Below are 7367 nucleotides of genomic sequence, written 5' to 3' on the forward strand. Positions count from 1 at the left end.
GGGTAGGGCAGGGCGGTGGCGCCGGTGAGGTAGGCGTCGACGCCGTGGGCGGCGGCGCGGCCCTCGGCGATGGCCCACACGATCAGGGACTGGCCGCGGCCCATGTCCCCGGCGGCGTACACGCCGTCCACGGACGTCCTGTAGTCGCGGTCGCGGACCACGTTGCCGCGCTGGTCGAGTTGGACGCCGAGCTGGTCGAGCAGGCCCTCGCGCTGCGGGCCGAGGAAGCCCATGGCGAGGGTGACGAGCTCGGCCGGGATCTCCCGCTCAGTGCCCTCGACCGGCTTGAACCCGGTGTCCGGTCCGCCGACCTCGACCAGGCGCAGGGCGCGGACGTTGCCGTCCGCGTCGCCGGCGAACTCGGTGGTGGACACGGCGTAGACGCGGTCGCCGCCCAGGTCGGCGAGCTCCTCGTGGGCGCTCTCCATCTTGAACAGCATCGGGTACGTCGGCCACGGCTGCGCGTCCGGGCGGGACTCCGGCGGCCGCGGCATGATCTCCAGCTGGGTGACGGACGCGGCGCCCTGCCGGATCGCGGTGCCGACGCAGTCGGCGCCGGTGTCGCCGCCGCCGATGACCACGACGTGCTTGCCCTTCGCGGAGATCGGCGACTCCTCGTAGTCGCCCTCCTGCGCCCGGTTCGACGGCGGCAGGTACTCCATGGCCTGGTAGACGCCGTTCAGCTCGCGTCCGGGGACGGGCAGGTCGCGCCAGGCGGTGGCGCCGCCAGCGAGGACGACGGCGTCGTGCCCCGCGCGCAGGTCGTCGGCGGTGACGTCGACGCCCACGTTCACGGACGTCTTGAACACGGTCCCCTCGGCGCGCATCTGGTCGAGGCGCCGGTCGAGGTGCCGCTTCTCCATCTTGAACTCGGGGATGCCGTAGCGCAGCAGGCCGCCGATGCGGTCGGCGCGCTCGTAGACGGTGACGTCGTGGCCGGCGCGGGTGAGCTGCTGTGCGGCGGCGAGACCGGCGGGCCCCGAGCCGACGACCGCGACCTTCTTGCCGGTCTTCACGGCGGGCGGCTGCGGGCGCACCCAGCCCTCCGCGAACGCCCGGTCGATGATCTCGACCTCGATCCGCTTGATCGTCACCGGGTCCTGGTTGATGCCGAGGACGCAGGCGCTCTCGCACGGGGCGGGGCACAGCCGCCCGGTGAACTCCGGGAAGTTGTTGGTGGCGTGCAGCCGCTCGATCGCCTCGTGCCAGTCCTTGCGGTGGACGAGGTCGTTCCACTCGGGGATGAGGTTGCCGAGCGGGCAGCCCTGGTGGCAGAACGGGACGCCGCAGTCCATGCAGCGGCTCGCCTGCTTCTCCAGGCGGTCGCGGCCGAAGTCCTCGTAGACCTCGGACCAGCTGCGGATCCGCACGTCGACCGGGCGGCGCTTCGGGAGCTCCCGCCGGACGGTCAGAAAACCCTTCGGGTCGGCCATTGAAGGAAGTCCCCCTCTCTCAGCTCTGCGCGGCGGCCATGACGGCCTCGTCCACGTCGCGTCCCTCGGCCTCGGCCCTCGCCATGGCGTCCAGGACGCGCCGGTAGTCGCGCGGCATGATCTTGGTGAAGCGGGCGGCCGCGGCGTCCCAGTCGTCCAGCAGGCGGCGGGCGACGGCGGAGCCGGTCTCGTCGAGGTGCCGTTCGACCAGCGTCCGGACGAGGTCCAGGTCGGTGGGGTCGAGCGGCTGCAGGTCGACCATCTCGCCGTTGACGCGCTCGGGCACCAGGTCCAGGACGTAGGCGATGCCGCCGGACATCCCGGCCGCGAGGTTGCGTCCGGTCCGGCCGAGGATGAGGGCGCGGCCTCCGGTCATGTACTCGCAGGCGTGGTCGCCGACGCCCTCCACGACGGCGGTGGCGCCGGAGTTGCGGACGCAGAACCGCTCGCCGACGACCCCGCGGGCGAACAGCTCGCCGGACGTCGCGCCGTACAGGATGACGTTGCCGCCGATGATCTGCTCCTCGGCCGCGAACCCGGCGTCGGCCGGGGGACGCAGCGTCAGCCGCCCGCCGGACAGGCCCTTGCCGACGTAGTCGTTGGCGTCGCCGACCAGCCGCAGCGTGATGCCGCGCGGCACGAACGCGCCGAACGAGTTGCCCGCCGAGCCGGTGAACGAGACGTCGATCGTGTCGTCGGGCAGGCCCTCGCCGCCCCACTTGCGGGTGATCTCGTGGCCGAGCATGGTGCCGACCGTCCGGTTGACGTTGCGGATCGGCAGCTCCAGCGTCACCGTGTCGCCGAACGCGATCGCGCCCTCGGAGAGCTGGATCAGCGTGTTGTCCAGGGCCTTCTCCAGGCCGTGGTCCTGGACGGTGGTGCGGTGCAGCGCGGCGCCGTCCGGGACCTCGGGGGTGTGCAGGATCGGCGCGAGGTCCAGGCCGGACGCCTTCCAGTGCTCGACGGCGTCGCGGGTGTCGATCATCTCGACGTGGCCGATCGCCTCGTCCAGCGACCGGAACCCGAGCGCCGCCAGGTACTCGCGGACCTCCTCGGCGATGAACTCGAAGAAGTTGACGACGAACTCCGGCTTCCCGGCGAACCGCCGCCGCAGGACGGGGTTCTGCGTGGCGACGCCGACCGGGCAGGTGTCCAGGTGGCAGACGCGCATCATGATGCAGCCCGACACCACCAGCGGCGCGGTCGCGAAGCCGTACTCCTCGGCGCCGAGGAGCGCGGCGACGACGACGTCCCGGCCGGTCTTCATCTGCCCGTCGGTCTGGACGACGATGCGGTCGCGCAGGCCGTTCAGCAGCAGCGTCTGCTGCGTCTCGGCGAGGCCAAGCTCCCACGGCGCGCCCGCGTGCTTCAGCGACGTCAGCGGGGACGCGCCCGTGCCGCCGTCGTGCCCGGAGATCAGCACGACGTCGGCGTGCGCCTTGGACACCCCGGCCGCGACCGTCCCGACCCCGACCTCCGCGACGAGCTTGACGTGCACGCGCGCCGCCGGGTTGGCGTTCTTCAGGTCGTGGATGAGCTGCGCCAGGTCCTCGATGGAGTAGATGTCGTGGTGCGGCGGCGGCGAGATGAGGCCGACGCCGGGCGTGGAGTGCCGCGTCTTGGCGATCCACGGGTACACCTTGTGGCCGGGCAGCTGGCCGCCCTCGCCGGGCTTGGCGCCCTGCGCCATCTTGATCTGGATGTCGTCGGAGTTCGTCAGGTACTCGGACGTGACGCCGAACCGGCCCGACGCGACCTGCTTGATCGCGCTGCGGCGCAGGTCGCCGTTCTCGTCCGGGGTGAAGCGCGCCGGGTCCTCGCCGCCCTCGCCGGTGTTGGACTTGCCGCCCAGCCGGTTCATCGCGATCGCGAGGGTCTCGTGCGCCTCCGCCGAGATCGACCCGTACGACATCGCGCCGGTGGAGAACCGCTTCACGATCTCCGCCACGGGCTCGACCTCGTCCAGCGGGACGGGTTCCCGCTCGCCCTCCTTCAGCCTGAACAGGCCGCGGAGCGTCATCAGCTTCTCCGCCTGCGAGTCGACCTTGGAGGTGTACTCCTTGAAGATCTCGTAGCGGCGGGTGCGGGTGGCGTGCTGCAGCTTGAACACCGTGTCCGGGTTGAACAGGTGCGGCTCGCCCTCGCGGCGCCACTGGTACTCGCCGCCGATGTCGAGCGTGCGGTGCGCGAGGTCGTTGCCGCCCGGCGGGTAGGCGCGGGCGTGCCGCTCGGCGGCCTCGCGGGCCAGCACGTCGAACCCGACGCCGCCGAGCCGGGACGTGGTGCCGGTGAAGCAGCGGGACACGACGTCCTCGCCGAGGCCGATCGCCTCGAAGATCTGCGCGCCGGTGTAGGACGCGACCGTCGACACGCCCATCTTCGACATCACCTTCAGGACGCCCTTGCCGTACGCCTTCACCAGGTTCCGGACGGCCTTCCCGGTGTCCAGGCCCTCGATGACGCCGCCGCGGACGAGGTCCTCGACGGTCTCGATCGCCAGGTACGGGTTGATCGCGGACGCGCCGTACCCGATCAGCAGCGCCATGTGGTGGCACTCGCGGGCCTCGCCCGTCTCGATCACCAGGCCGACCCGCGTGCGGGTCTTCTCCCTGATCAGATGGTGGTGGACGGCCCCGGTCAGCAGCAGCGACGGGATCGCGGCGCGGCCGGAGTCGGCGCCGCGGTCCGACAGCACGATGATGCGGGCGCCGGCGTCGATGGCGCGGCTCACCTCGGAGTTGATCTCCGCCAGGCGGGCCTCCAGGGCCGCTCCCCCGCCGGCGACGTCGTACAGGCCCTGCACGACGTGGGCCTGCAGATGCGGCAGCGACCCCTCGTCATCGATGTGGATGATCTTGGAGAGCTCGTCGTTGTCGAGGATCGGCGTCGGCAGGACGAGCCGCCGGCACGAGTCCGGTCCCGGCTCCAGGAGGTTGCCCTCCGGGCCGAGCGTCGACTGCAGGGAGGTGACGAGCTCCTCGCGGATCGCGTCCAGCGGCGGGTTCGTGACCTGCGCGAACAGCTGCTTGAAGTAGTCGAACAGCAGCCGCGGGCGCTCCGACAGCACGGCGATGGGGGTGTCGGTGCCCATGGAGCCGATCGGTTCGGCGCCGGTCCGCGCCATCGGCGTCAGGATGATCCGCTGCTCTTCCAGCGTGTACCCGAACGTCTGCTGCCGCTTGACGAGCGTGTCGTGCGTCGGGATCTCCCGCTCGCGCTGCGGCAGCTCCTCGAACCGGACGAGGCCCTCGTGCAGCCACTGCCCGTACGGGTGCTCGGCGGCCAGCTCGGCCTTGACCTCGTCGTCCTCGACGATCCGCCCGGCGGCCGTGTCCACCAGGAAGATCTTGCCGGGCTGCAGGCGCCCCTTCCGGACGACGTCGGCCGCCGGGATGTCGAGCACGCCCGCCTCGCTGGCCAGCACGACCAGGCCGTCGCGGGTCACCCAGTACCGGCCGGGACGCAGCCCGTTGCGGTCAAGGACCGCGCCGACGACCGTCCCGTCGGTGAAGCTGACGCTGGCGGGGCCGTCCCACGCCTCCATCAGCGTGGAGTGGAACTCGTAGAAGGCGCGGCGCTCCGCGTCCATCTCGGTGTGGTTCTCCCACGCCTCCGGGATCATCATCAGCACGGCGTGCGGCAGCGACCGGCCGCCGAGGTGCAGCAGCTCCAGGCACTCGTCGAACGACGCGGTGTCGCTCGCCTCGATGTCGATCACCGGGTAGATGCGGGACAGGTCGCCGGGCAGCAGGTCGGACTTCAGCAGCGCCTCGCGGGCCCGCATCCAGTTCCGGTTGCCCTTCACCGTGTTGATCTCGCCGTTGTGCGCGATGAACCGGTACGGGTGGGCCAATTCCCAGGCGGGGAACGTGTTCGTCGAGAACCGGGAGTGGACGAGTGCGATCGCGCTGGTGAAGCGGCGGTCCGACAGGTCGGGGAAGAACGGCTCCAGCTGCGGCGTCGTCAGCATGCCCTTGTAGACGATCGTCCGGCTGGACAGGCTCGGGAAGTAGACGTTGACGTCCTGCTCGGCGCGCTCGCGCATGCAGAACACGACGCGGTCGAGTTCCAGGCCGGTCCGGCCCTCGTGCGGGCCGCCCGCGGCGGGCGCCACGAACAGCTGGGCGAACTGCGGCATGACGCGGCGGGCGGCCGGGCCGGTGAAGTCGGGGTCGTGCGGGAGCTCGCGCCATCCGAGGACCGTCAGGCCCTCCTCGGCGCAGAGCGTCTCGACATGGGCGGTGACGGCGGCGCGCTCGTCGCCGTCCCGCGGGAGGAACGCGATGCCGGCGGCGTACGCGCCGGGCTCGGGGAGCGGGAAGTCGCAGACCTCGCGGAAGAACGCGTCGGGGAGCTGGACGAGGATGCCGACGCCGTCGCCGTCGTCCGGCTCGGCGCCGACGGCCCCGCGGTGGTCGAGGTTCTTCAGGACGGTCAGGGCCTTCTGCACGATGTCGTGGCTCGTGCGGCCGTGCAGGTCGGCGACCATCCCGACGCCGCAGGCGTCGTGCTCGTTCGCCGGGTCGTACAGCCCCTGGGCGCGGGGGCGTCCCGTCGGGGCCGGGCCGGCGCCGGGCGCGCGGCCGGCGGGTGTGAGGGCAGCAGCAGCCATGAAACCCTCCGTCGTCGTCTTGTCACTGCTTCGGTGTCAGTGCAGGCTCGGGACGACGTTGGCCCTGCTGCGGTGAGATGACATTACATCACTGCCGGGATCATGCCCGAAGGCACCAGATCACGAAACTTCCCGGCATCGATCGGCCGTGGTCATCTCACAGTGGTTTAGACCAGTTTACCGTTCCGTTTCCGGCGCGAAGGGCCCTGACCTCGGTGAGCATCGTCACCGGCGGCCAAGGTTTACGGTCCCTCGCCGGTAACCTGCCCGAAACCCGGCCGGGCCGTCATCGCGGGTTCGGCGAGCCGCCGTCAGTTCGACGCGCGGGCGGCGCGGCCGAGGACCGCCGGGGCCTTGCCGCCCTCGATCAGCAGGGACAGCAGGGTCTCGTCCTTCTCGTCGCCCTTGCCGTCCAGCCGCTGCGCCCACGTGACCACGGCGAAGTGGCCCATGGCCAGGCCGCGCGCCATCCCGAAGCCGCGCCCGAACCGGTCCAGCGGGGCGGGCGCCTCCAGCGGCCGGACGAACCCCGCGCCGAGCGTCTTCTCCAGCGCCGCGACGAACCGGTCCGCGTCCGCCGATCCGGCCAGGTTGAACACGGCGACGGCCAGCCCGTACCCGTTCTCGGTGTCGGAGTAGATCCCGCGGACCGCCTGCGTACAGCCGCCCTTGCCCAGCACGTCGCCGACGGTCGCGCCCCATACGGCCGCGGCGCAGTCGGCGTCCAGGCGCTTGGCGCGCAGCTTCACCCGGACGTCGCCGTCGGGGACGGGCAGCGTCGTGGCCGGCGCCGGGAACGCCTCCTCGACCGTCAGCGGCTTGGCGTCCGCGCCTCGGGAGGCGATGCCCGCGTACGCCGACGTCGACGGGGAGTTCGAGTAGGAGACCGGCGACGGGCCGTTCCCGGCGGGCTTCCCGATCTGCACGTTGCTCACCTCGGGGCTCGCGGCGCCGTTCTCGCCGCTCAGGCCGGCCACGGCCCCCACCCCGAGCAGGACGACCAGGGTGAGGAGGGCGGCAGCGCCGAAGTACATCTTCGGCCCGAACCCTCCTGAGCGCCCGCCCGGACGGGCCTGGCGGGCCTTGCGCTGTGCGCGCGTGTTCCGGGACGGTCCGATCGGGAGCTCGGCCATGGCGGCGCGCTGGTCGGGCTCGCCGTCGCGGGCCTGCGGCCTGCCGCCGCGCGGCTTCTTCGTCCGGCCGCGGGCCTTCTGCTTCCGGCCGCGCTGGTCCGCCTTCCCGGCGCGCGGATCGGACCTGCCGTCACGGGGGCCGGACCCGCCGTCGCGGTGGTCCGGCCTGGCGTCGCGGTGGTCCTGCGC

General features: G+C 72.2%; 3 protein-coding genes. All 3 read right to left on the reverse strand.

The features are described 5' to 3' along the window. On the reverse strand, positions 1–1433 hold a 1433-nt coding region (locus tag ETD83_RS37095; RefSeq protein ID WP_138649878.1), incomplete at its 3' end, for a glutamate synthase subunit beta. A gap of 19 nt (positions 1434–1452) precedes the next feature. After that, a complete protein-coding gene (gltB, locus tag ETD83_RS37100) occupies positions 1453–6045 on the reverse strand; it encodes a glutamate synthase large subunit (RefSeq protein WP_138649879.1) in 4593 nt (1530 codons plus the stop codon). Positions 6046–6356: 311 nt separating this feature from the next. Then, positions 6357–7367 (reverse strand): hypothetical protein (locus ETD83_RS43195; RefSeq protein WP_171064659.1); only part of this gene is annotated, 1011 nt, incomplete at its 5' end.

The organism is Actinomadura soli, from assembly GCF_005889715.1.
Taxonomy (GTDB): domain Bacteria; phylum Actinomycetota; class Actinomycetes; order Streptosporangiales; family Streptosporangiaceae; genus Spirillospora; species Spirillospora soli.